Raw genomic sequence first — 24224 nt, forward strand, 5'->3', positions numbered from 1 at the left:
CGCTCCGACGCGCACCTGAGCGCGAAACATGAGGCGCTGGGCGCCGAGATACGCCACGTGTCCCAGCGCCGCTCCAACCTGAACGCCGCGCTCGCGTGGGCCGCCGCCCGCTGGGCGGTCGACCAGGCCATCGCCGCCCGGGCGACCGTCATCTACGTCGAAGACCTGCGGTCGTTGGAAGCGCGGGGCATGGGGGCCACCCTCAACACCCGCCTGTCGCAGCAGGTCCGTGGGCAGATCGTCGACCGGATGCGGCACCTCGCCGCCGAGGCGGGTATCGCCGTGGTCACCGTCCCCGCCCGCAACACCTCGAAGCACTGCCCGCAGTGCTTGACCCCGCTACGGCATCGCAGAGCCCCCGACAAGCCCACCGCCCCAGGCTGGAAGTGGGCGATCTGCCCCCACCAGTCCTGCCGGTGGCAGGGCGACCGCGACCAGGGCGCCTGGCGGCGCATCGCCGCCCGCGGCCTCACCCACCAGACTAAGACCGTCATCGACAAGACCAGCGGGCACATGGTCATCCGCGCCGTGGTCGACAAACTCGAAGCCTCCGCGGTCATCACGAAGACCTGCCGGGGGGACCGGTCGAAGACTGGTCCCACCCGGCGCAAGCCACCACGCCCCGCGCCCAGGCGACGCAGGGCACCCTCCCCCACCCGACCCCAAGGTCAGGCGGGAAAGCGTCCGGAGGGACACGCACCAACGGACCGGAAGCTGCCCCGCGCAGCCCACCGACACCAGAGCGTGAACACGACCAGCACACCCACCACCGGCCACCAGCCACGCGGAGCCACGTTGGGCGCAGGATTCCACTTCCACGCCCACGCGACCCCACCACGGTGGGAAACGATCCCGGAAACCCAATCCGAATCAGGATCACTAAGCTGATCAGGGACGCTCTGGTGGGCTGCCCTTCCATGGCCGCCCTTGCCGACGAGCGGGAACCGGGCGGTGCCGGCCGTGCGCGGCCGCGTACGCGATTCGTCGCGGGCGATGACGAGGGCCACGATCGTTGCCATGACCGGGTCGCAGAGGTTCGCCAGAGCGTGGGGTTGTCGGTGGCGGTACCGGACCCGGACAAAGCGGAACCGTGCCGGCCTGGTGCTGGTTACGCTGTCGCAGGAGGTGAGCCATCATGTTGACAGACGCACCGGTGCAGGCGGCCATTCCAGCGGGCGACATGGAACGGGCCAAGCACTTCTATCGCGACACGCTGGGCCTGACGATTTCGCGGGAAGCCGAGGACGCCGTTCATTTCGAGTCCGGTGGAACGCAGTTCTTCATCTATCCCACCTCCAATGCCGGGCAGGCGCCCCACACGCTGGCGGCCTGGCTGGTCGCTGACCTCGACGCCCAAGTGGCGGACCTGCGAGGGCGCGGCGTGACGTTCGAGGAGTACGACATCCCTGGGCTCAAGACCGTCAACGGCATTGCAGAGTTGCCGACGATGCGTGGCGCCTGGTTCAAGGACAGCGAAGGCAACATTCTCGCCGTGAGCCAGCCCCGCTGAGGGCAATGAGTTCTGCCTGCTCAGGGCGCACCTCAACCCGCTCTGACAGCTCTGTGTCCCCGGTGCGGGGCCTAGACCTGGCGGCCGTAGGTGACGGTTTCCCGGACGAGCCGCGGCGCCTTCTCGGCAAGCTGCGGATCAGGCCGTGCTCCGAGCGCGTCGTTGATGGTGGAGAACGCCAGCCGGAACGCGATCCAGGTCGTCGCCTCGAAGATCTCCTGGTCGTTGAGGCCCGCGTCGCGTAAACGCTCCACGTGGGCCTCGGTTGTGGCATTCGGATCCTGGACGACCTGGCGGGACCAACCGGCGAGTGCGGCCTCCCGCTCGGACAGGTCACTGTCCACGCCTTGCAGCACCCTTGCGGCGGTCGCCTCGTCACTGAGTTCGGCCAGCCTGGATCCCCACGCCAGCGCACAGTAAGCGTCGCCGCGGGCAGCGGCGGTGGCAGCAACCATCACGGCTACTTCCCTCGGCGACAGGGCTGAGCCGGCCAGGAGATCGGCACGCACGGCCTGGAAGGATGCCAGCACGTCAGGGCGCCAGCACCAGACCCGAGTGAGGTTGTTGACGTAGCCGTCGGAGGTGACATCGGCCTCGTAGGCGGCGGCCACCGCCGAACTCTTCGGCGGGTCAGTGAGGAACGCAGCTGGGCGGTTCATAGGGTCAGCGTGCTGCATTCAGCGACCACCCGAGGACCGATCAACGACAGCTTGGAAGTCACCTTCTTGTCCCACTGTCGCCGCAGCTGTTCAGGTGGGCTCGTAGTTGGTCATCGGTGGACTCGACCAGGAAGCTGCCGTAAATCGTTGGCGGTCAGGTCGGTCTCCTCGTGCCGGGACGGATGGCAGGCCGCATCCCCAGGGCGCCAGACGGTGCCGCAGGGATGCGCGTGCCTGCGGGTCAGTCCGCGAGCTGGTAGCCGGCCCGCTGCACGGCGGCGCGGACCTCGGCGGTGTCCAGCGGCTTTTCGCTGAGGACGGTGATGCTGCCCGCGGCCACGTCGGCCTGCACATCGGTCACGCCCGTGATCTCGGAGATGTGCCCGGTCACCTTCTTGGCGCAGCCGCCGCAGGTCATACCCGACACCTGATAGGTGCTCCGGGGTGCCGCACCGGTGTCGGCGGCCGCAGGGCCGCTGTCGATCGTGACGGTGCCGCAGCCGCAGTTCGATTCATTGCCGCACATGTGGATCTCCTCCGTGTCGGATGCCGTGGCGGTGCGCCAGGCGGCCGCCCAAGCGATCGGGCCAGCTGCCCGTCGGCCAGCGTTCTGAACATACCCCTCACCGGTATCCGTATCAAGACCTCGGCAGGCCCCCATGCCCTGCAGCAGATGTAAGCCGATACCACTTGACGAACCATACGGGTGGGGGGTAGAAAAACTCCGCTACCGATACCCCCTAGGGGTAACCGAAGGAGTAATCATCATGTCATCTCAATCGAAGCGCTGGTGGGCCCTCGGGCTCATCGCCCTCGCCCAGTTCATGGTCATCATGGACACCTCGATCATCGGCGTCGCACTACCACGCATCCAGGCGGATCTCGGCTTCTCACCCGAGAACCTGTCCTGGGTCTTCAACGCCTACGTCGTCGCGTTCGGCGGCCTGCTCCTGCTCGGCGGCCGACTGTCTGATCTCCTCGGCGCCCGACGCATGTTCGCCGCAGGCTGGCTCATCCTGCTCATCGGCTCCACCGTCGCCGGCCTGGCCGACAGCGTGGCGGTCGAGCTCACCGCCCGTGCCGTACAAGGAGCCGGTGCGGCCCTCATCGCCCCGTCCGCGCTCACCCTGCTGATGACGCTGTTCGGGGCTGAACCCAAGGAACTTACCCGCGCTCTCGCCCTCTACGGAGCCGCGGCACCCGCCGGCGGCACCGCCGGCGTCTTCCTCGGCGGTGTCATCACCGAATACATCAGCTGGCCCTGGGTCTTCTACATCAACATCCCCATCGCCGTGCTCGCGCTGGTGGCCACCCCGGCGCTGATGCCCGCCGGCGGCACGCGTAAGGGGTCGCTGGACATCTTCGGCGCCCTCACGGTGACCGTCGGGCTCGGCGCGGCCGTCTACGGAATCGTCCGGGCCCCCGAGGTCGGCTGGGCCTCGGGGCAGACCTGGCTGGTCCTCGCCGGAGCCGTCGTCGCCCTGGGCGCGTTCGTCGCCATCCAGGCGGCCCGCCGCGAGCCGCTGATGCGACTGTCGATCTTCCGCGCCCCGAACCTCGCCGCCGCCAACGTCGCCCAACTGCTGCTCGGCGCGGCGTGGATCCCGATGTGGTTCTTCCTCAACCTCTACCTGCAGCACGTCCTCGGCTACCGCGCCTTCCCCAGCGGCGCCGCGCTGCTGCCGATGACGATCCTCATCATGATTGGCATGATCGCGCTCGCCCCGCGGGCCATCGCCCGGTTCGGCACGAAGCCCATGGTGGTCACCGGCCTCGCGGTTCTCGCCGTCGGGCTCGGCTGGCTCGCCCTGGTCCGCCCGGACGGCAGCTTCGCCGTGGACGTCCTGCCCGCCTCGCTGGTCGCGGCGCTGGGCATGTCCCTGGCGTTCATCCCGTCTCTCGGCACGGCGATCTCCAGCGCCCGGCCTGAGGAGGGTGGCCTCGCCTCGGGCATCGTCAACACCAGCTACCAGGTCGGCTCCGCGCTTGGCCTGGCCGCCATGACCGCGGTCGCCTCCTCCGCCGGAGCCGACCAGCTCGGCGACCTGCCCGCCCTGACCGACGGCTACTCCGCCGCCTTCGTCGGCGCCGGGATCATCGCCGCCGCGGGCGCCGTCACCGCCGGTCTCACGCTGCGCGCGGCGAAGCGGCGGCAGGTCGACGCCGCCGAGCCGGTGCCCGCGGGCTGACCCGCACGGGAACCATGGCCGGCATGGAACGCCGGTGGGTCAGCCAGATTCTGGCTCGCCCACCGGCGTCAACCACGCGACCGGTCCCCGTATGTCCGAGGTCTTCGAGGTCCTTCGGCAACCCTGCTAACCCGATCCCTTGGCAAAGACAAGACTTGTTCACGGCGGTGAGGCCGGGATACGAAGGCGTCAAGTCACCAGCCACTGTGACTCGCCTCCAACCGATCGCAAGGAGCATCGATGCGTAGAAGCCTCGCGGCGCTCGCCACGGCCGGTCTGCTCGCCACCGTCCTGACCGGCGCCCCGCCGGCCTCCGCCAGCCCGACACATCTGCCAGGCGGTCCATGCCTGCAGCCCAGCCAGAATGTGAGCCTGTCCAGCGTCGCCGGTTACGACGATGTCCGTCAGGTGCTCGATCGGATCGAGCGGACCAGCCGGGGACTGGTCAGGGTCGACTCGGCGGGGACCTCCGGCGAGGGGCGGGAGTTGCTGTACGCGACGGTCGGCAGCGGTCCGATGACCTTCTGGCTGCAGGCGCGGATCCACGGCAATGAGCTGCACAGCACCGAGGCGGTGCTTCAGATCCTCGATCACCTCGCCAGTGGGTCCCCGGAGGCACGCCTGATCCGCGAGAAGCTCACCGTCGTGGTGATCCCGATGTACAACCCCGACGGCTCCGAGGCGAACATCCGGCAGAGCACGACCCCCAACCGCGTCGACCTCAACCGCGACTGGGAGAACTTTGCCCAGCCGGAGTCCGCCGCATTCTGGCGGCTGTGGCGCCAGGTGGCCCCGCAGCTGGCGCTCGATCTGCACCACATGGGCCAGGCTCCCGTGGTCGACGGCACCGACCAGCTCAACCAGTTTCAGATCGGCGCCCGGTCCATCGACCCGTCACGGATGACGGCCGAGCAGTGGCTCACGAACCGCCAGATGGCCATGGTGAGCGTCGACGCACTCAGCCGCTACGGGCTCGCCAACGTCGCGCACTACCCGCTGATCGACATCACCAACGCCGTGCTCAGCCGCATGCTCCTGGGCGGGACGGCTCCCGCGGGGGAGCAGCCCGTGGCGCAGGCACCCACTCGGGGCGCCATCTTCTACGAGGTCCGCTCCGTCGGCCAGAAGAGCAACGGCCAGCTCGAAAACCTGTTCCGGATTCCGACCATGGCGGTTCTGCGGGCCGCCGCTGACGGATCCTTGACGTCGTACGACGTCTCCCGGTACGCCAACCTGCCGTTCGCCAGCCAGGGGTCGTGCGGCCAGGTCTGACAACGCCGATGCCGCGGTGGGCCCAGGTCCGGCCGGGCCCACCGCAGGCGCGTCGGTCCGCTCCGCACCCGTCGATCCATCTACTGGCGGCCCTAGTTCCCTGCGCCTGCCCATACCTAGAGCTACTATGCATCATAGTCCTAGGGTGTGAGCTCAGGGAGGTCTCGTGAGGGTCACCAAGGATCTCGTCGCTGCCTCGGCGACACCGATGGTGCTGGGCATCCTCGCCGAGGGGGAGAGCTACGGCTACGCCATCCTCAAGCGGATCAACCAGCTGTCGGGTGGAGAGCTGGACTGGACCGAGGGACTGCTCTACCCGCTGCTGCACCGGCTTGAGCGCCTCGGGCACGTGGAGTCGAGCTGGCAGTCGGTGGCTGGGGAGCGGCGGCGCAAGTATTACCGCATCACCAACAGCGGCCTGGCCGAGCTTGCCGAGCAACGCCGCCAGTGGGACACCGTCGTGGACGCGCTCAAGCAGATCTGGCTCGGCCCCGGCGACTTCCGGCCGTTGACGGCGATCCCGCTAGAGGGCCAGGCATGACAGCGCCGGACGGCCAAGACGAACTGGAGGCGCAGTTTGCTCAGTGGCGTCAACACGTACAGCGCCGCTCCGAGCTGAAGCAGTCCGACGCCGAAGAGCTCGAAGACCATCTGCGGGGTTCCGTCGACGAGCTCATCGCCGTTGGCCTACGTGCCGACGAGGCGTTCCTCGTCGCGGTCAAACGCATGGGTGGCCTGGACGAGTTGTCCCGCGAGTTCGCCCGGGAGCATTCGGAACGGCTCTGGAAGCAACTGGTGCTGACCGGCGAGACCGGCGGTCCGGCGGCGGACACCGGGTCGCGGCGCGACCTGGCCGCGATGGTCATCTGCGCGGCGGGCGCGGCGGCGTCGATCAAGGTGCCGGAACTGTTCGGGATGAGGTTCGAAGAGGACGCCGCGTTCTATGGGCCCAACTTCAGCGTGCTCGCGCTGCCCTGGCTGGCGGCCTTCCTGGCCTGGCGTCGTCACGCCGGGAAGGCGCTGATCGGGGTACTGCTGGCGTTGTTCGCCCTCGGCGCCGTGGCGGCCAACGTCTATCCGCTCGCGGAGGACTCCCAGTCGGTGGTCCTGACCAGCATCCATCTCCCCATCGCCCTGTGGATCGTGGTCGGTCTGGCCTATGTGGCCGACGATCTGCGCTCGTCACGCCGGCGGATGGACTTCATCCGCTTCACCGGCGAATGGTTCGTCTACTTCGTCCTCATCGCCCTCGGTGGCGGCGTGCTGATGGCATTCATGGTCGGGACCTTCAAGGCCATCGGGATCTCCCCGGAAAACTTCATCTCGCAGTGGCTTCTGCCCTGCGGCGTCGTGGCCGCGGTGGTGGTGGCCGGGTGGCTCGTCGAGGCCAAGCAGAGTGTTGTCGAGAACATCGCCCCAGTGCTCACGCGGCTGTTCACGCCGCTCTTCACCGCCGCGCTGCTGGCCTTCCTCGTTGCCCTCGCCTGGACCACCGCCGGCATCAACGTCGAGCGGGAAGCGCTGATTCTGTTCGACCTCCTGCTGGTCGTGGTGCTGGGGTTGCTGCTCTACTCGATCTCAGCCCGCGATCCGCTCGCCCCGCCCGGCCTGTTCGACAAGCTGCAGTTCGCCCTCGTGGTCAGCGCGCTGGTCATCGATGTGCTGGTGCTGGTGGCGATCACCGGGCGCATCACCGAGTACGGCACCACACCCAACAAGGCGGCGGCGCTGGGGGAGAACGTCATCCTGCTGGCCAATCTCGCCTGGTCGGCGTGGCTGCTGCTGGGTTTCGTCCGCCGGCGTACCCCGTTCGCGGCGCTCGAGCGCTGGCAGACCAGCTACCTACCGGTGTACGCCGCGTGGGCCTGGATCGTTGTCCTGGCCTTTCCCCCGTTGTTCAGCTACCTCTGACATCACCACGGCTCTCGACCACCACCGCCATCCCACCGAGTCCAGGCATCGCCCTCCGGGCACCGGTCACGGCACCGGATTACGGGTCAGTCGGGGTTCGGGGTCAGTGGCCGCGGTAGAGGGCGTCGATGTCGGCGGCGCGGTGCCGCTGCACCACCTCGCGTCTGATCTTCAAGGTGGGGGTGAGCTCGCCGTTGGCCTCGGTGAAGTCGTCGGGCAGGATCCGGAAGGTCTTGATCGCCTCCGCGTGGGAGACCGACCGGTTCGCCTGGTCGATCGCGGTCTGAATCTCGCCGCGCAGGGCGGGGTCTTCGCGCAACTCCGCCACCGAGGCTCGTGGGTGACCGTGCGCGTCGCGCCACCGGGACCACGCCTGCGGGTCGATGGTGACCAGGGCGGCGACGTACGGCTTGCCGTTGCCGGTCAGCATGGACTGGCTGACCAGCGGGTGTGCGCGGACCCGGTCCTCGATCGGGTCGGGAGCGATGTTCTTTCCCTCAGCGGTCACCATGATCTCCTTTGTGCGCCCGGTGATCCGCAGGTAGCCGTCGTCGTCGAGGCTGCCGAGGTCGCCGGTGCGGAACCAGCCGTCGGCGGTGAACGTCTCGCTGGTCGCGGCCGGGTTGTTCCAGTACCCCTGGAACACGACGTCGCTGCGGACGAGGACCTCCCCGTCGTCGGCGATGGCCAGTTCCACGCCGGGCAGCGGCCGGCCGACGGTGCCGATCCGCATCCCCGAGGGCCGGTTCACCGCCAGCGCCGGGGACGTTTCCGTCAACCCGTACCCCTCCAGGGTGGTGAGGCCGGCGCCACGGAAGAAGTGCCCGAGTCGCTCACCGAGGGGAGCCCCGCCGACGACGGCGAGACGGCAGCGGCCGCCGAACGCGGCCCGCAGCTTCCGGTAGACCAGCAGGTCGAAAAGACCGCGCCGCAGCCGGAGGCCGATCCCGGGGCCGGACGGCGTGTCGAGCGCCCGGCTGTACCCCACCGACACCCGGTCCGCGACGTCGAACAGCCACCCCCGATGCTGGTCGGCGGCCTTCTGCCGCGCCCCGTTGTACGCCTTCTCGAACACTCTCGGTACGGCCAGGACGAACGTCGGTTGATATCGGCGAAGCTGCTTCAGCACGTCGTGCGCGTTGGGGCTGGGCACCATCGTCGCCCGGGTCTGCACCGTGGCCACCTGGACCAACCTGGCGAAAGCGTGCGCCAGCGGGAGGAAGAGGACTGTCGACGCCGCCTGGTTGAACAACTCCGGCAGCGCGGCGACCGCGTTGCCGACGTCGAGGTGAATGTTCCGGTGCGTGAGCACGCAGCCCTTGGGCCGGCCCGTGGTCCCGCTGGTGTAGACGATCGTGGCCGGGTCCGCGCCCGACACCGCGGCCCGCCTGCGTTCGACCGCCTCGTCGTCAACGGCCCGGCCCTGCTCCGCCAGCTTGATCAGGTCGCCGGAGTCGATCTGCCACACCTGGCGCAACTCCGGCAGCCCGCCACGTACGCCGGCCAGCAGCGCGGCGTGGTCCGCCGTCTCCACCACGCACCCCACCGCGCCCGAGTCGGCGAGGATCCAGGCCAGCTGCTCCGCGCTCGACGTGTCGTACACCGGAACGGTCACCGCGCCGACCGTCCACACCGCGTAGTCGACCAGGGTCCACTCGTACCGGGTACGGCTCATCAGGCCCACCCGGCTCCCGGGCGTCACGCCGGCCGCGATCAGCCCGCGAGCCACGGCCAGCACGTCGCCGCGGAACTGCCGGCAGGTCACCACCGATGGATCACCGGACGAGCGCGGCCACGACCGGGCGTCCGGGTCAGGGCGCCGGAACTGCACCGCGTCCGGCTCCTGCCGCGCGTTGTCCCACACCACGTCGGCCAGCCCGACCGACTCCCCGTCCGTGATCCTCGGCTCCACCCTGACGTTGCGCCGCATCACGCCCCTCAGCTCTCCACCGATGCGATGTCGCTGCCCGCGCCCACCATCTGCATTGCCTGCCCTTCCCCGGGGGGCTACCGCCCGATTGCCCGAGGCGTCCGGCGGCAAACGGCCCACGACATGATCCGCACGGCCGCCGTCAGCCGCCGGGACGGATTAGCCTCGGGCTGGGCCAGGCTGGCCGGCCACACGCGCGCCGACCAGCCACCGGGTGAATGACACCCAATACGGCCGGGATTATCTCCAGCACCAGTGGGAAGCCCATGACATGGCCTCTCCGGACGATCGCGGCCGGGGAAGATCGGGCCGTCCCGCCGAGCGTCTCGGCCGGGCCCTGTGGCTGCCGGCCGTGCGCCACTTTCTCGCCACCCGCCAGTTGGCGGCCATCGCGCTGCTCTCCGTCCAGGCCGGGCTCGCCACGGCCGCCGCGTGGCTCATCGCCACACATTTCCTCGGCCGCGAGGCGCCGGTGTTCGCACCTGTGGCCGCGCTCGCCACGATCGCCGCTGCCACCGGGCAACGCACCAGGCAGGCGGTGGAACTGCTCGTCGGGGTGGGGTTGGGCATCACGGTGGCCGACGCCCTGCTCTATCTCGTCGGTAGCGGAGTGTGGCAGATCTCGGTTGTTGTCTCCAGTTCCATCGCGCTGAGCATGCTGGTCGCCGGCCGCAGCGGTGCCATGGTCAGTCAGGCCGGCGCGACCGCCACGCTGTTCGCCACCCTCGCCGGGAATCAACGCAGTCTCGAGCTACCCCGCATCATCGACGCCGCTGTGGGCGCCTCGGTCGGCTTCCTCGCCGTGGCACTGCTCCTGCCCCTGGACCCGTTGCGGGCCGTCGACCGCGCCGCCAGACCGTTCTTCACCGACCTCGCCGCCGCTATCCACAACACCGCCCAGGCCCTGGCCACCGGCGACCGGAACCTTGCCATGCGGGCCCTGAACAGCCTCAACACGATCGACACCGACAGCACGCGCCTCAACGAAGCCCTGCGAGCCGCTGACGAGGCCGTGACCATCGCCCCCTGGTGGCGCCACCGACGCCACCGCTACCAGCAGTACCGGGCGGCCTCGGATCAACTCGACGCCTTCGCCATCGACATCCGAGTGCTGGCCCGCCGGGTCGCCACCCTGCTCGAATATCACGAACCCGTTCCGCCCCCGCTGCACCAGGCCGTGGACACCCTCGGCGACGCCCTGACCCACCTTCATCACGCGTGTGCCACCGCCAGGGCAGCAGGACAGACCCGCCAGGCCGTCCTCGAAGCCGCACGCCTGGCCGGACACGCCAGCAGACACCCAACCTACGCATTCGGTGAGACTGTCGTCCTCCAGATCCGCAGCGCCGCCAGCGACCTGCTCCGTGCCACCAACCTCACCCCTGAAGAGGCCAACCACCTCGTCCGTAACGCCGCCACCGAGCCCGACAGCAAGCGGTAGGCGGACAGAGCGGGCCAGCTGAAGCCCCGCGTCAGCGCTGGTCGATCATGACGTCGATGCTGTAGTCCTGCGCTCGGTAGCAGTGGTCGCCGTACTCCACCGGTGCGCCGACCGCGTCGAACGCGCTGCGCGTCATGGTGAGCACGGGCTCCGCGGGCCGTAGCTGGAGGTGGCGGCGTTCCGCCGCGTCCGGCATGCGCGCGCCTATCGACTGGTGTGCGACGACGGGACGCACGGCGCGCTCCCGTAGCACGGCGTACAGGCCAGCTGCTTCAAGATCGTCCTTGTCGATGTCGGTGTACGGCGGTGGCAGCCAGTTGCGGAGGATGGCCAGTGGTCGACCGCCGGCCAGCCGCAGGCGGACGATGGCGAGGAGTTCGGTATCGGCGGGCAGGTCGAGCATGCCGGCTATCTGCTCGTCCCGCTTCAGCTCGTGCTGCAGGAGGATGGTCTCGGGCTGGACGCCCTCGCGCTTGAGGTCGTCGTAGAGGCTGGTGAGTTCGGCGCGTCGGTGCACCTTGCGGTTCGCGACCGTGGTGCCCAGCCCCCGCCGTCGTACGAGGAAGCCGCGGTTGACCAGCTCCAGGATGGCGCGCCGCACGGTCGGGCGGGACAGGCTGAGCCGCGTCGCGAGCGCGATCTCGTTCTCGAAGGGGTCGCCGGGTCGCAACTGGCCCGTGGCGATGGCGTTGCTGAGCTGCTCTGCGAGCTGGTGGTAGAGCGGCACGGGGGAGGAGCGGTCGATCGTCACGCCAACTTGAATTGCCACGGCCGCACTCTACACCTGCCTTGATAGTAAGACAGCACGTAACTATGTCAGAACAAACTCTTGACAGAACTTTTACCCCCAGGCAGGCTCTCGGGCAACGTTGCCGGCTCGGCCAGGGGCCGCCTAGCGGGCCGGGGCATACCTCCATGCACGGGATGGGATACGGATGCGCATCGGGCGTGGCGTGAAGGCGTACGACCTGGTGGCGATGGGCCGGACCGGGGTCGACATCTATCCGCTCGACCACGGCGTGGGGCTTGAGGACGTCGAGCGGTTCGAGAAGTTCCTCGGCGGCAGCGCGACCAACGTGGCGGTGGCCGCGGCCCGGCACGGGCGACGGACCGCCCTCGTCACCCGTACCGGCCGCGACCCCTTCGGCCGGTACATCCACCGCGCGCTACGCGGGTTCAACGTGGATGACACCTTTGTCACCGAGGTCGACGGCCCGCCGACGCCGGTCACCTTCTGCGAGATCTTTCCCCCGGATGACTTCCCGCTGTACTTCTACCGCTATCCGGTCGCCCCCGACCTGCTGATCGAACCGGACGAGATCCCGCTCGACGCGATCCGCGACGCGGCCGTCTACTGGAGCACGGTCACCGGCCTGTCGCAGGACCCGTCCCGCTCGGCGCACTTCGCCGCCTGGCGGGCTCGCGGCCGGCGGGCGCACACCATCCTCGACCTCGACTACCGGCCGATGTTCTGGTCGAGCCCCGAGGAGGCCACCGCCCAGATCGGCGAAGCCCTGCGGCACGTCACGGTCGCGGTGGGCAACCGCGAGGAGTGCGAGATCGCGGTCGGTGAGACCGACCCGCAGCGCGCCGCCGACGCCTTGCTGGGCATGGGGGTCGAGTTGGCCATCGTCAAGCAGGGCCCCAAGGGCGTCCTCGCCGCGACCACCACCGAGCGCGTCGAGGTGCCGCCCGTACCCGTGGCGGTCGTCAACGGCCTCGGCGCCGGCGACGCCTTCGGCGGCGCCCTCGTCCACGGGCTGCTCAGCGGCTGGGAGCTGCACCGCGTCCTGCGGTTCGCCAACGCGGCGGGGGCCATCGTCGCATCCCGACTCGAATGCTCCAGCGCCATGCCGACAACAGCCGAGGTCGAGGTGCTCCTCGGCGACCGGGAAGAGGAGGTGGCACGATGATCACGACCTCGATACGACCTCGTATCCGTGAGCTGACCGAGGTCCGGGTGCGTGAGCCGGAACGGATCGCCGCCGGGTGGGCCGCCCGCAGGCGTCGCGACCTGGTGGGCCCCGACGGCCAACTGCTCATCGTGGCCGCGGACCACCCCGCCCGCGGCGCCCTCGGCGTACGGGACAACCGCCAGGCCATGGCGTCCCGCAGCGAGTTGCTGGAACGCCTTGCCACCGCGCTGTCCCGCCCCGGTGCCGACGGGGTGCTCGGCACCCCCGACATCCTTGACGATCTGCTGCTGCTCGGCGCGCTCGACGACAAGATCGCCATCGGCTCGATGAATCGGGGCGGCCTGCAGGGCTCGGTCTTCGAGTTCGACGACCGGTTCACCGCCTACAACGTCGCGGAGATCGCCGCCCGAGGACTCGACGGGGGCAAGATGCTCACCCGGATCTGCCTCGATGATCCGGCGACACCGGCAACCCTCGAGGCGAGCGGCCGGGCGGTCACGGAACTGGCCGGGCGTGGCCTGATGGCGATGGTGGAGCCCTTCCTGTCCGTCCGCGTCGATGGCCGGGTCCGCAACCTGCTGGACCCCGAATCGGTCATCGCCTCGATCCACATCGGCTCAGCGCTCGGGGCGAGCAGTCAGCACACCTGGCTGAAGCTGCCGGTCGTCGACGACCTGGCCCGGGTCATGGACGCCACGACCCTGCCGACTCTCCTGCTCGGCGGCGATCCGAGCGGCCGCCCCGACGAGACGTACGCCGCGTGGGGCGCGGCGCTCGACCTGCCCCCGGTGCGCGGACTGGTCGTCGGGCGCGCGCTGCTCTTCCCGCCGGACGGCGACGTGGCGGCGGCCGTCGACATCGCTGCGGGCCTCGTCCATCGGCAGCCCTCGTGAGCACGACCAGCCGCTGGGTCCACCGCTACGGCACGGCCGGAGCGGGCGACTTCCAGGTGGCGATCACGGACGCCCTGGACGGGTGGGAGTACACCAGCCTGCGAGTGGCCACGCTGCCGCCGGCCGGTCAGGTCGACCTCGCCACCGGCAACAGCGAGATCATCGTCGTACCGCTGCGCGGCGGCCCGGACGTGGAGGTCGTCGACCACCACGGCGCACGGCACGAGGTCCGGCTCACCGGCCGGGAGAGTGTCTTCACCGGCCCGACCGATGTGTGTTACGTGCCCCGGGAGGCGCGTCTCACGGTGCGCAACCCGGGCCGCGCGTCGGCCGTGGTCGCGCTGGCGGGGGCGAGGGCGACGAAGCTCGCCGCACCGCTGCCGGTGTGTCACCTGACCGCCGCCGACGTGCCCGTTGAACTCCGCGGCGCCGGCATGGCCTCGCGCGAGGTGCGCAACTTCGGCATCCCACAGGTGCTGGACGCCGACTCGATCATCGCGTGCGAGGTCGTCACACCGGCCGGCAACTGGAGCTCCTACCCGCCGCACAAGCACGACGAGGAGCGCGACGGTGTGGAGACCGAACTCGAAGAGATCTACTACTTCGAGGTCCGGACCGAGGCCGGCGGCACGCCGGTCGACGGCGCCGACCCGGTCGCCTACCAACGGGTCTACGGCATGCCGCAGCGTCCGATCGATGTCCTCGCCGAGGTCCGCTCCGGTGACGTGGTCCTCGTACCGCACGGCTGGCACGGCCCGGCGATGGCCCCGCCCGGCTACGACCTCTACTACCTCAACGTGATGGCCGGCCCCGGCGCCACCCGGACCTGGCTGATCTGTGACGACCCGGCCCACGGGTGGGTGCGCCAGTCATGGGCTGGACAGGCCGTGGACCCGAGACTGCCGATGGGAGGGCCTCGATGACCGCGAGCGCCACGACGATTCGCCTGACCGTCGGCCAGGCCGTCGTACGTTTCCTCGCCAACCAGTGGAGCGAGCGCGACGGCGTACGCCAGAAGCTGTTCGCCGGCTGCCTCGGCATTTTCGGCCACGGCAACGTCGCGGGTCTGGGTCAGGCCCTGCTGCAGAACGAACTCGCCGGCGGTGCCGAACACCTGCCGTACGTGCTGGCCCGCAACGAGCAGGCGATGGTGCACCTGGCGGCCGCCTACGCCCGCCAGAAGGACCGCCTCCAGACCTGGGCCTGCACCGCGTCGATCGGCCCCGGCTCCACCAACATGCTCACCGGCACCGCACTGGCCACCGTCAACCGCCTGCCGGTGCTGCTGCTCCCGTCGGACACCTTCGCCACCCGGGTGTCCGAGCCGGTACTCCAGGAACTGGAGGTGCCCTACGGCGGCGACCTCACCGTCAACGACGCCTTCCGTCCGCTGTCCCGCTTCTTCGACCGGATCAACCGGCCAGAGCAGTTGCCCTCGGCCCTGCTGGGGGCCATGCGGGTGCTGACCGATCCGGTGGAAACCGGGGCGGTGACGATCGCGCTGCCGCAGGACGTGCAGGCCGAGGCGTACGACTGGCCGCTGGAACTGTTCGCCGAGCGGGTCTGGCGGGTGGCCCGGCCCCCGGCGGAGGCAGCCGACATCGCCGACGCCGCCGCGATCATCCGGTCGGCCCGCCAGCCGTTCATCGTCGCCGGCGGCGGGGTGCACTACTCCGGTGCCGAGGCGGCGCTGCGCGCGTTCTGCGAGACGACCGGCATTCCGGTCGGCGAAAGCCAGGCCGGCAAGGGCTCACTGCCACACGGTCACCCACAGGCGATGGGCGCCGTCGGATCGACCGGCACCACCGCCGCCAACGCGCTCGCCCGCGACGCGGACGTCGTCATCGGGATCGGCACCCGCTACAGCGACTTCACCACCGCCTCGCGCACGGCCTTCCAGGACCCGGCCGTCCGCTTCGTCAACATCAACGTCGCCCGCTTCGACACCGGCAAGCACGCCGGTCTGTCGATCGTGGCCGACGCCCGGGAGGCGCTGACCGCGCTCGGCGCGGCCCTCGACGGGTACGCGGTGGCCCCCGAGCACCGGCAGCGGCAGGCCCGCCTGTGGCGGGACTGGGACGCACGGGTGGAGGCCACCTACCACCCCGGTCCGGAGGTCGTGGACACCCTCCCCGCCGGCGTGCTCACCCAGGGCATGGTGCTGGGCCGGGTCAACGAGCTGTCCGACCCCCGGGACGTGGTGGTGTGCGCCGCCGGCTCCATGCCCGGCGACCTGCACAAGCTGTGGCGGGTCCGGGACCGCAAGGCGTACCACGTCGAGTACGGCTACTCGTGCATGGGCTACGAGATCCCCGGCGGCATCGGGGTACGGCTGGCCGACCCCGACCGGGACGTCTTCATCCTGGTGGGCGACGGCTCGTACCTGATGATGCCGACCGAGCTGGTCACCGCGGTCCAGGAACGTGTCAAGGTCATCGTCGTCCTGGTCCAGAACCATGGCTTCCACTCCATCGGTTCGCTGTCGGAATCGCTCGGCTCGCAGCGGTTCGGCACCCGGTACCGATACCGCGACGACGCCACCGGCCGCCTCGACGGCGCGAAGCTACCGGTCGACCTCGCCGCCAACGCCCGCAGCCTCGGCGCCACCGTCATCGAGGTGCGCAGCCCGGAGGAGCTCGACCAGGCGATCAAGGACGCCAAGGCCATCCCCGCCGACGGCGGACCCGTCGTCATCCACGTCGAGGCCGACCCCACGGTCCACGCCCCCGACAGCGACTCCTGGTGGGACGTACCGGTCAGCCAGGTCAGCGAACTCGACAGCACCCGGCAGGCGTACCAGAGCTACGCCGCGCACAAGGCCACCCAGCGCCCCCACCTGGCGCCGACGGAGAGGACACCTCGATGACCAAGCCGGCGAGCCGCGACGACTCCTGAGCCTGCCCGGGCCCGGTGAACCGCCCGAACGCGGGATCGGCCAATCAGGTCGGTCGGGCGGTGAGGGCCAGGCGTAGGCCGCGATAGAGCAGGCCGACGGCGAAGACGGCCAGTCCGGCGAGTACGGCGGTGATCGGCAGCGCGGCGACCAGGATCACGCAGCCGAGGGCGCCGAGCAGCTGCAGCGGGCGCGGAAAGCGGCGCTGTTCCGGGGGCTGGGTGAAGGCCGAGATGTTGGCGATGAGGTAGTAGGTGAGCACGCCGAAGGACGAGAAGCCGATGACGTTGCGCAGGTCGGTCATGAGCACTAGGACCCCGACGGCGGCGGCAAAAGCGATCTCGGCGTGGTGCGGCACCCGGAACCGCGGATGTACGGCGGCCAGCCAGCTCGGCAGATCGCGTTCGCGGGCCATGGCCAGGCTCGTACGTCCAACACCGGCGATCAGAGCCAGCAGTGAACCCAGCGCCGCCGCGGCGGCACCGATGCGTACGATCGGTGAGGCCCAACTCCAGCCGGCGGCCTGCACCGCGGTAGCCAGGGGCGCGGCAGATTGGGCGAGCCGGTCGGGACCGAGCACCAGCAGCAGGCTGAGCGCCACCGTGAGGTAGATGGCCATGGTGATGGCCAGGGCGAGCACGATCGCACGGGGGATCGTGCGTCGTGGGTCACGGACCTCTTCACCCATGGTGGCGATGCGTGCGTAGCCGGCGAAGGCGAAGAACAGCAACCCGCCCGACTGCAGGATTCCGTACCATCCGCCGGACGGTCCCGCCCAGCTCGACAGGTGGGACCAGGTGTCCACTCCACCGGCTACGTTCAGCGCCACCGCCAAGCCCAGGACCGCCAGGACAATCGTGACCAGGACGCGGGTCAGTCGGGCGGTGCGGGTAACGCCCCGGTAGTTGACGGCCGCCAGGCCGATCACTGCGGCGAGGGCAACCGGCCGCTGCCATCCGTCGGGCGCGGCGTATTCGGCGAAGGTCAGGGCAATGGCCGCGCAGGAGGCTGTCTTGCCCACCACGAATCCCCACCCGGCGAGGAAGCCCCACCAGTCGCCCAGCCGCTCGCGCCCGTAGATGTAGGTCCCACCGGAGGTCGGGTACACCGCGGCCAACTGTGCGGAGGAGGTCCCATTGCAGTAGGCCACGACCGCCGCCAACGCCAGGCCGATCAGGAGGCCGCTGCCGGCCGCCTCCGCGGCGGGTGCGAAGGCGGCGAACACCCCGGCACCGATCATCGACCCCAGGCCGATGACCACCGCGTCAGAGGTGCCCAACCGGCGGGCCAACGTCGTGGGGTGGCCTGGGCTGTCCGCCACCTGCAGCGCCTACCTCTCCGCGCAACTATTAGGTCAAACTGATTTGATGTATTCTGCTGACCATGGCGTCGTCGAGTCAAGCCACCCCGGCGTTCGTACGCCTGGCGGCCCATCCGCTGCGGTGGCGGCTGCTGACCGAACTCGCCGACAGCGACTACCGGGTCCGGGAGTTGGCGACGCGGGTCGGTGAACCGCAGAACCTGGTCTCCTACCATCTGCGGCTACTGCGTGACGGCGGGCTGGTCACCGCCACCCGCAGCAGCTTCGACGGCCGCGACAGCTACTACCACCTGGACCTGGATCGCTGTACGGACGCGCTGGCCGAGACCGGTGCCGCGCTGCACCCTGCGCTGCGCCGGGCGCCGGCACCCCGCAGATCGCCAGCTGGCCTGCAGCGCTCGCCTCGAGTCGGGGTGCTGTTTGTGTGTACCGGCAACAGCGCTCGCTCGCCGATAGCCGAGGCCCTGCTACGCCACCGCACCGGCGGCCGGGCCCTGTCGGTCAGCGCCGGCAGCCACCCCAAGTCCCGCCTTCATCCCAACGCCGTACGGGTGCTGCACGACCAGTTCGGTATCGACATCACCGGCCAGCGCCCCCGGCACTGGGACACGGTGACCGGTCGCCGGTTCGACTACGTGATCAGCCTGTGCGACAAGGCCCGCGAGGTCTGCCCGGACTTCCCGGACCATCCCCGGCGGGCGCACTGGAGCATCCCCGACCCCGCCGCGGCCGGCGACACCGACCAGGCCGGCTACCCCGCCTTTCAGCGCACCGCAGCCGACATCGACACCCGTATCAGGCACCTGCTGTCTGTCCTTGGCACCCACCGGCCTTGAAGGAGGATCAACCGTGACCGCAGCCAGCCAGTACGCCAGCGTCCGCTACGTCGTTGATGACGTCCAAGCGGCCATCGACTTCTACACCACCCATCTCGGCTTCACCGTGAACGCCAGTGCCGCGCCCGCCTTCGCCGACGTGGTACGCGGCCCGCTGCGACTGCTCCTGTCCGGGCCAGCCAGCTCCGGCGCCCGCGCCACCCCGGCCGACGCCACCGCCGCCGGGCGTAACCGCATCCACCTGACCGTCGACGACCTGGACACCGAGATCGACCGACTGCGCGCCGCCGGCCTGCCATTCCGCAGCGATCTGGTCAGCGGCCCCGGCGGACGTCAAATCCTGCTCACCGACCCTGCCGGCAACCTCATCGAACTGTTCCAACCCGCCCACCGCCCGGACGCATCCTGACCGCCTCATCGCCGTCGCGCAGTGGCCAGTGTTCAGGCCGTGGCGGGCATCCACCCCTTGAGCAGCGTGGGGTCGGCGACGCCGGACTCGACCCGATGACGCTCCTCCGCGGTCAGGCTGAGTTGCCGAAGCGTCCCTGATCAGCTTAGCGATCCTGAGTCGGATGGGGTTTCCGGGATCGTTTCCCACCGTGGTGGGGTCGCGTGGGCGTGGAGGTGGAATCCTGCGCCGAGTGCGGCTCCGCGTGGCCGGTGGCCGGTGGTGGGTGTGCTGATCGTGTTCACGCTCTGGTGCCGGTGGGCTGCGCGGGGCAGCCTCGGCCGGTCCGTTGGTGCGTGTCCCTCCGGACGCTTGCCCGCCTGACCGTGGGGCCGGGTGGGGGAGGGTGCCCTGCGTCGCCTGGGCGCGGGGCGTGGGGTGCGGGGCCGGGTGGGGCTGGTCTTCGACCGGTCCCTCCGGCTGCCTGTCGTGGTGGGGGTGACGACGGCTGCGGCTTCGAGCCCGTCGATGACCGTGCGGATCGCCATGGCGCCGCTGGTCTTGTCGATGACGGTCTTGCCCTGATGGGTGAGGCCACGGGAGGCGATACGGCGCCAGGCGCCGTGGTCGCGGTCGCCCTGCCAACCGCACCCGGTGTTGGGGCAGATGGCCCACTTCCATCCCGGTGTGGTGGGCCGGTCGGGGGCTTTACGGTGCTGTAGCGGGGTCAAACATTGCGGGCAGTGCTTGGACGTGTTGCGGGCGGGGACGGTGACCACGGCGATACCGTGCTCGGCGGCGAGGTGCCGCATCCGGTCGCCGATTTTTCCGCGGACCTGCTGGGACAGGCGCGTGTTCAGGCTGTGCCCCATGCCCTTGGCTTCCATCGACCGCAGGTCTTCCAGGTAGATGACGGACGCCCGCGCGGCGATGGCCTGGTCGACGGTCCAGCGGGCGGCGGCCCAGGCGAGCGCGTCGTTCAAGTTTTGGCGGCGGGCGGACACGTGGCGGATCTCGCCGGCCAGCACCTCGTGTTTCGCTCTCAGCTGCTCGTCGGGGCGGCCGCCGAGCAGCCGCGCGTACTGGTCGGCCTTCGCATGCAGCCGCTCTGACAGGCGGCGCAGGCGGTGCTGCTTGGCCAGGACCCCAGCGGCCCGGAACTGTCCACCAGCCCCCAACGCCGTGATCCGCCCATCCTTACCCAGTCGCAGGGCACCCGCGCTGAGGAGCGTGTTGAGACCCCAATCCACACCGACCGCCACCGAGTGACCGGTGGCCCGGGCCTTCGGCACGGCATGCGTGTACGCCATGTCGGCACGCACCGTCCCGTCGGTGACGCGGAGGGTCGGCAGGTGCAGCACCGCCGAGGCAGGAACCGTAGGCGGCAACGTGATCCGGCACGCCACCCACGTCCAGTCCCGATACCCTCGCGGATCTGGGCGGGTGGGCAGTTGCAGCCGCAGCAGTGCTCTTGCCGGGTCGGTGTCGCTGCGTTCGATGGTGGCCTGCTGCTGGTCACACGCGGCCAACAGCAACATCCGCGGAATCCGCGGGACGCCCTCGAGTTCGAACACGTCCACCGGCAGACGACCATTGGCCTTGGCGAACGTGATGGCCTGCCGGGTCCGGGACTTGATGATGCTGGCCGGCAGATGCTCTCCGCCTGGGATCGAGGCTCGCACCTGATCCCACTCGGCGGGGGTGCGCTTGCGCGGATCGGCCGGCCACGTCGCCAGGACCCCGCCGGTCACCTCGGCACGCCACGACGCCGAACGAAGCGCACGCCCCGCCTGCTCCTGCGCCATCCGCACGACCCGGTCATTGACCCGCACACCCCCAGGCGGGGCGACCGTCCACCCCAGACGTCGCAACGCCATCCACGCGTTCGACGGCAACCGCCGTCCACCCGCATCCACCCCGCCGGCCAGTACCTCCACATCCACGCGGTTCCAGTGCTCGCCGATCAGCGCGGCCACCATGCCCGCCACCAGGTCGGCACACCAACCCACCCGCCGCGCCAGCACCGCCTGAGACAGCACCTCACCGGTTGCCTCGTCCACCCCGGCGCGCAGCACACCGCGGGCACACGCGGTGCGGGCGGCCTCACCCTCGGCCAGCCGCAGCTTCCCGCTCACCGACTCAACGCCGGCCCACAAAACCGGCCCTCACCGCCGACCCACGCCACCGGAACCCTCCCCGAGCCAACCCAAACGTGATGTGCCACGGGGTGAACACCGACACGCTTCCCGGCCTTGGAAAGCCGAAAACGTTCCACACAGGCCAACCTATGATCACTGATCATCGATAATCAAGTCGGTCAGCCTGACGGCCCAATCCGGTACCCGGTTCCGGCTCCTCCAGTGCCGTCGACAGCTCGATGAGCAGGGCTAGCGCCACTCCCTGCTCGACGGCCGGTGCGCCGTCGCCGTGGCGGCGCAGTCCCGAGTTCAGGGCCCGGAAGGCGGCTCGGTCATCGTGGCGCCAGTGGCGGGTCCTACCGCGGCTATGCATGAGTGAGACGGTGCCGGCGCGGTCCGCGGTATTCGATGGACTGGCCGCCCAGCAGCCACCGCGATGTCAGGCCGATGTTCGGCGGGGGATGCCTTTCCCGTCGAATCTGGCTACGTGTTCGACACGGTCGACGCGGCGCTGACCACGGTCGCGGGAAGTCCCTGGGTGCTGCTCGTCGTCGTGATTGTGGCAGCGGCAGATGCCCTCGTTCCGCTGGCTCCGAGCGAGAGCACGGTGATCGCTGTCGCCGTGGCGTCAGCCGCCAGCGGGCACCCACCGCTGGTCGCCGTCGTCGTCGCTGCGGCGCTCGGTGCGTACGGTGGTGATCGGCTGGCGTACGGGGTGGGCCGCTGGTGTGGGCCGGCGATGACTGCCCGCCTGCAGCGGCGCCGGCGAACTCGCGCCATGGCGGAGCTGGCACATCGCGTGATGCACCGGCGCGGTCGCATGCTTATCGTCTTCGGGCGCTACCTGCCCGGTGGGCGCTCGGCGACCGCTGTCACCGCCGGCCTGGTCGGGTACCCGTTGGGCCGGTTCCAACGGTTCACCGCGTTGGCGGTCACCATCTGGGCCGTCTGGGCGACGTTGCTGGGCTACGGCAGCGGCGCACTCTTCGGTAGTAATCCCACGCTGGGGCTCGCCCTCGCCTACACCGTCGCGGCTACGGTGGCCGTCGTCGCCGGGCTCGCCCGTCGCCTGGGCGGGTCCCCGGCGCCTGGCCGGTTAGGGCGTGTCCTGAGGACGGGTCGATCGACCGGCCGGGCCGGTGGCTCGGGGACCAGCAGGCCTGGGTAGCTTCCCTGTCATGAGTGAGGACACCTTCCGCTCGGTGGAGATCGAGCGCACCAGCGTCGGGCAGTACGTCGTGCGGAACGTCCGAGGTGGATTGATGTCGGTGGGCATGGGCCAGGATGCCAGCTTTACGCCGGTGGAACTCCTGCTGGCGGCGATCGGCGGCTGCACCGCGATCGACGTGGACCTCATCACCAGCCGCCGCGCCGAGCCGGCTCAGTTCTCGGTTGCGGTCACCGGCGACAAGGTCCGGGACGAGGCGGGAGGCAACCGGATGCAGAACCTCACTGTCGAGTTCACCGTGACGTTCCCGGCTGGCGTGGACGGCGACAAGGCGCGTGAGGCGCTGCCCCGGTCGCTGCAGCAGTCGCACGATCGGCTCTGCACCGTCTCCCGTACCGTCGAACTCGGCACTCCCGTCTCGATCGTCGAGGCCGGTCCCACCGGGGACTGAGGTCTCCGGGCTACGGCCTCCACCAGCCGGTCGAGGGCCCGCCGGTCATGTTCCGGTACGGGAACCGGACTGACCTGGCGGCCTTCGACAGGCACATGAACACGTCCAACTTCTACCGCGTCGTCCGGGCGAGATCGTCAAACGCCTCGTCGCTCCGTGGACCGCGCACCTGATGACGATGCTGATGCAACTGGGAACGAAACCCATTTCATGGTTGCATACATTGCAATACGAGCATATGTTGGCGACGTCGCCAAGGTTGAAGGGATGCGGACATGGGTGCGGGTCACGATCATGGGGGTGAGGCGATGCGGGCCGGTGCGCGGCACCGGAAACCGCTCTGGGCGGCGCTGGCCGTTCTGGCCACGTTCATGATTGTGGAGGCGGTCGCAGCCTGGCTCACCGGCTCCCTCGCGCTGCTGTCGGACGCGGCGCACATGTTCACCGATGTCCTCGGGATCGCGCTGGCCGTCGCGGCCATCACGGCAGCAGGTCGGTCGTCCCACGGCAGCCACCGCACGTTCGGTCTGTACCGGTTGGAGGTCCTCGCGGCTCTGGCCAACGCCGCCCTGCTGTTCGGGGTGGGGGTGTACGTGCTCGTCGAGGCGGTACGCCGGTTCGGCGACCCACCGCAGGTGCTGGTCGGGCCGATGTTGCTGGTCGCCATCGCCGGACTGATCGCCAACGTGGTGGCGTTCCTGCTGCTCCGGGCCGGCTCGAAGGAGAGCCTCAACGTACGCGGCGCATACCTTGAGGTACTGAGCGATCTCGTCGGCTCGGTCGGGGTGATTGTCGCCGCTGTCGTGATCGCCATGACCGGCTGGCTCTACGCGGACCTCGTCGTCGCGGTGGCGGTCGGCGTGTTCATCCTCCCCCGTACCTGGCAACTCGCCCGCGCCGCGCTGCGTGTGCTGGTGCAGGCGGCCCCGCCGCACATCGACGTGGCGGCGGTCCGGGCGAACCTGATCGACGTGCCCGGGGTGGCCGACGTGCATGACCTGCACGTGTGGACGCTGACCTCGGGCATGGACGTGGCCTCGGCGCACCTGAGCCTGCGTGCCGGCGCCGAGCTGGGGCCGGTGCTGGCGGCGGCGCGGGCCCGGCTGCACGATGGGTTCAGCATCGACCACTGCACTCTGCAGGTGGAACCGGCCACGGCGGAGAAGGTGTGCCACGGCGTTCAGTGGTGACCGGCCCTGCCTCGCTCGGCGAGATGCGTACGCGCCACAGCCACGCAGATGCGGCACCTGACACGCTATTGACGGCCGAAGATGCGGATGGATTAGCGGGTTTGGCTTGGCAGGTGCC

22 protein-coding genes are annotated in these 24224 nt (G+C 69.9%); 16 read left to right on the forward strand and 6 right to left on the reverse strand.

From position 1 onward, the window contains the following. Both ABZ783_RS27645 and ABZ783_RS27650 read left to right on the forward strand, forming a co-directional pair. Window positions 1-888: zinc ribbon domain-containing protein (locus ABZ783_RS27645; protein ID WP_357443043.1), on the forward strand; the 888-nt coding region annotated here is incomplete at its 5' end. Window positions 889-1135: 247 nt separating this feature from the next. Continuing rightward, entirely contained in the window at window positions 1136-1510 is a 375-nt protein-coding gene (locus ABZ783_RS27650; protein ID WP_357443046.1) for a VOC family protein, read from the forward strand. Between the two features lie 71 nt (window positions 1511-1581). On the opposite strand, the gene ABZ783_RS27655 is transcribed toward ABZ783_RS27650, so the two are convergent. Further along, entirely contained in the window at window positions 1582-2121 is a 540-nt protein-coding gene (locus ABZ783_RS27655; RefSeq protein ID WP_357443049.1) for a hypothetical protein, read from the reverse strand. 289 nt (window positions 2122-2410) lie between these two features. Further along, complete coding sequence (locus tag ABZ783_RS27660) at window positions 2411-2695, reverse strand: heavy-metal-associated domain-containing protein (RefSeq protein WP_357443051.1); 285 nt, start codon at window positions 2693-2695, stop codon at window positions 2411-2413. A 241-nt stretch (window positions 2696-2936) separates the two neighbouring features. Between ABZ783_RS27660 and ABZ783_RS27665 the strand changes: the two genes are divergently transcribed. The 4 genes from ABZ783_RS27665 (at window position 2937) to ABZ783_RS27680 (ending at window position 7541) form a co-directional block, all read left to right on the forward strand. Beyond that, window positions 2937-4358: an MFS transporter gene (locus ABZ783_RS27665; RefSeq protein WP_357443054.1), complete on the forward strand. Its 1422-nt coding sequence runs from the start codon at window positions 2937-2939 to the stop codon at window positions 4356-4358. Window positions 4359-4598: 240 nt separating this feature from the next. After that, the gene (locus tag ABZ783_RS27670) at window positions 4599-5630 is read left to right on the forward strand and encodes a M14 family zinc carboxypeptidase (RefSeq protein ID WP_357443057.1); all 1032 of its coding nucleotides are present in this window, start codon (window positions 4599-4601) and stop codon (window positions 5628-5630) included. Window positions 5631-5796: 166 nt separating this feature from the next. Then, window positions 5797-6171: a helix-turn-helix transcriptional regulator gene (locus ABZ783_RS27675; RefSeq protein WP_357443060.1), complete on the forward strand. Its 375-nt coding sequence runs from the start codon at window positions 5797-5799 to the stop codon at window positions 6169-6171. Next, on the forward strand, window positions 6168-7541 hold the full coding sequence (locus ABZ783_RS27680) for a permease prefix domain 1-containing protein (protein WP_357443063.1): 1374 nt from the start codon (window positions 6168-6170) through the stop codon (window positions 7539-7541). The genes ABZ783_RS27675 and ABZ783_RS27680 overlap by 4 nt, the downstream gene beginning before the upstream one ends. 103 nt (window positions 7542-7644) lie before the next feature. Here ABZ783_RS27680 and ABZ783_RS27685 read toward each other — a convergent pair whose 3' ends face one another. After that, window positions 7645-9471, reverse strand: a complete 1827-nt coding sequence (locus ABZ783_RS27685; protein ID WP_357443065.1) for a long-chain fatty acid--CoA ligase — start codon at window positions 9469-9471, stop codon at window positions 7645-7647. Window positions 9472-9823: 352 nt separating this feature from the next. On the opposite strand from ABZ783_RS27685, the gene ABZ783_RS27690 reads away from it, so the two are divergent. Further along, window positions 9824-10912, forward strand: a complete 1089-nt coding sequence (locus ABZ783_RS27690; protein WP_357443068.1) for an FUSC family protein — start codon at window positions 9824-9826, stop codon at window positions 10910-10912. A gap of 31 nt (window positions 10913-10943) precedes the next feature. On the opposite strand, the gene ABZ783_RS27695 is transcribed toward ABZ783_RS27690, so the two are convergent. Beyond that, a complete protein-coding gene (locus ABZ783_RS27695; protein ID WP_357443071.1) occupies window positions 10944-11681 on the reverse strand; it encodes a GntR family transcriptional regulator in 738 nt (245 codons plus the stop codon). Between the two features lie 166 nt (window positions 11682-11847). On the opposite strand from ABZ783_RS27695, the gene iolC reads away from it, so the two are divergent. From iolC to iolD, 4 genes are read left to right on the forward strand one after another with little or no spacing between them, the layout of a single operon-like run. Further along, the gene (iolC, locus tag ABZ783_RS27700; protein ID WP_357443074.1) at window positions 11848-12825 is read left to right on the forward strand and encodes a 5-dehydro-2-deoxygluconokinase; all 978 of its coding nucleotides are present in this window, start codon (window positions 11848-11850) and stop codon (window positions 12823-12825) included. Then, on the forward strand, window positions 12822-13721 hold the full coding sequence (locus ABZ783_RS27705; RefSeq protein ID WP_357443077.1) for an aldolase: 900 nt from the start codon (window positions 12822-12824) through the stop codon (window positions 13719-13721). The genes iolC and ABZ783_RS27705 overlap by 4 nt, the downstream gene beginning before the upstream one ends. Beyond that, entirely contained in the window at window positions 13718-14644 is a 927-nt protein-coding gene (gene iolB / locus ABZ783_RS27710) for a 5-deoxy-glucuronate isomerase (RefSeq protein ID WP_357443079.1), read from the forward strand. The genes ABZ783_RS27705 and iolB overlap by 4 nt, the downstream gene beginning before the upstream one ends. Further along, a complete protein-coding gene (gene iolD / locus ABZ783_RS27715) occupies window positions 14641-16587 on the forward strand; it encodes a 3D-(3,5/4)-trihydroxycyclohexane-1,2-dione acylhydrolase (decyclizing) (RefSeq protein ID WP_357443081.1) in 1947 nt (648 codons plus the stop codon). The genes iolB and iolD overlap by 4 nt, the downstream gene beginning before the upstream one ends. Before the next feature lie 73 nt (window positions 16588-16660). On the opposite strand, the gene ABZ783_RS27720 is transcribed toward iolD, so the two are convergent. Next, window positions 16661-17935 (reverse strand): APC family permease, encoded by a 1275-nt coding sequence (locus ABZ783_RS27720; protein WP_357443085.1) that lies wholly within the window; start codon window positions 17933-17935, stop codon window positions 16661-16663. Window positions 17936-17997: 62 nt separating this feature from the next. On the opposite strand from ABZ783_RS27720, the gene ABZ783_RS27725 reads away from it, so the two are divergent. After that, on the forward strand, window positions 17998-18771 hold the full coding sequence (locus ABZ783_RS27725; protein ID WP_357443087.1) for an ArsR family transcriptional regulator: 774 nt from the start codon (window positions 17998-18000) through the stop codon (window positions 18769-18771). 13 nt (window positions 18772-18784) lie between these two features. Beyond that, a complete protein-coding gene (locus ABZ783_RS27730; protein ID WP_357443090.1) occupies window positions 18785-19180 on the forward strand; it encodes a VOC family protein in 396 nt (131 codons plus the stop codon). A gap of 140 nt (window positions 19181-19320) precedes the next feature. Here the strand turns inward: ABZ783_RS27730 and ABZ783_RS27735 are convergent, their stop codons facing one another. Beyond that, complete coding sequence (locus ABZ783_RS27735; RefSeq protein WP_357443093.1) at window positions 19321-21294, reverse strand: zinc ribbon domain-containing protein; 1974 nt, start codon at window positions 21292-21294, stop codon at window positions 19321-19323. Window positions 21295-21784: 490 nt separating this feature from the next. Between ABZ783_RS27735 and ABZ783_RS27740 the strand changes: the two genes are divergently transcribed. From ABZ783_RS27740 to ABZ783_RS27750, 3 genes are all read left to right on the forward strand, one after another. Continuing rightward, window positions 21785-22465, forward strand: coding sequence for a VTT domain-containing protein (locus ABZ783_RS27740; RefSeq protein WP_357443096.1), 681 nt, complete (start codon window positions 21785-21787; stop codon window positions 22463-22465). Between the two features lie 10 nt (window positions 22466-22475). Then, window positions 22476-22916 (forward strand): OsmC family protein, encoded by a 441-nt coding sequence (locus ABZ783_RS27745; RefSeq protein ID WP_357443099.1) that lies wholly within the window; start codon window positions 22476-22478, stop codon window positions 22914-22916. Between the two features lie 275 nt (window positions 22917-23191). Continuing rightward, window positions 23192-24106, forward strand: coding sequence for a cation diffusion facilitator family transporter (locus tag ABZ783_RS27750; RefSeq protein ID WP_357443101.1), 915 nt, complete (start codon window positions 23192-23194; stop codon window positions 24104-24106). Window positions 24107-24224: the final 118 nt, after the last annotated feature.

The sequence above is a fragment of the Micromonospora sp. NPDC047738 genome, assembly GCF_040642675.1.
Classification (GTDB): Bacteria; Actinomycetota; Actinomycetes; order Mycobacteriales; family Micromonosporaceae; genus Micromonospora.